The organism is Wolbachia endosymbiont of Tuta absoluta, from assembly GCF_059414725.1.
On the sequence record NZ_JBNRJY010000149.1, the window covers coordinates 1 to 838 of the forward strand.

Genomic DNA, 838 nt, shown 5'->3' on the forward strand with positions numbered 1-838 from the left:
GATCTTTATTAGAAGAAAACGAAGAACTCAATATTGCCGCAGCAGAAATGCGCTTTCAGGAACTACAAAAGACATTTTAAGATAGAGTCGGAATAATACACGGAAAACTAACTCAAGAGCAGAAAGATCGATCTTGAATTAGTTCAAATTCGTAAATTATCTGTTGAAGATGCATGTCGTTATTTTGGTGTTCCACCGATTTTAGTTTATTTAACTGATAGTTCTACAGGTTGGGGCAGTGGTATCTATGAAATTATTGAAGCCTTTTCAAAATTTGGTTTACGTCCTTATTTGAAACGTATTGAAGAAAGTATGCGCATTCATTTACTGGACCGTACTGAATGGGACAACTATCAATTTGAATTTAAGACTAAGGACCTACTCAAAGCGAGTTATTTGCAACGTATTACTTCTAATAAAGATCGAATTTTGAGTGGTCAAAATACATTAAATGAAGTTCGTTTGGAAGAAGGTGATCCACCTGTTCCAGATGGAGATTTTTTACTTGTTCCAGTCAATATGACAACGGCTGAACGTATGAAAAAAGGAAACTACGGAGCGAAAATAGATGAACCAAATGCTTAAATTGCGTAATAAATTCGCACGAAACATTCCAAATGTTCAATGTCGACGTATGCCAATCACCGTTGATAATATGCGTTCAGTTGGAAAAAATGAATCGGGGAACGTGGTGATTAGTGGATATGCCGTTAAATGGGATTCTATTAATTCTTATGGAGAAAAATTTGTAAAAGGCGCTTTTACGGAATTTTGTTCTCGTTTTCAAGCAGGAACACAAAAAGCTCATGCATATTACAATCATGGTTGGCGAATGTGG

At 35.8% G+C, this 838-nt stretch carries 2 protein-coding genes; both read left to right on the top strand.

Annotation, left to right across the window (positions count from 1 at the left end; translation table 11 throughout):
• Positions 1 to 126 precede the first annotated feature (126 nt).
• Positions 127 to 585, top strand: coding sequence for a phage portal protein (locus ACJ5GX_RS01640; protein ID WP_495292627.1), 459 nt, complete (start codon positions 127 to 129; stop codon positions 583 to 585).
• Positions 569 to 838: HK97 family phage prohead protease (locus tag ACJ5GX_RS01645; protein ID WP_495292626.1), on the top strand; the 270-nt coding region annotated here is incomplete at its 3' end. The genes ACJ5GX_RS01640 and ACJ5GX_RS01645, both read left to right, overlap by 17 nt.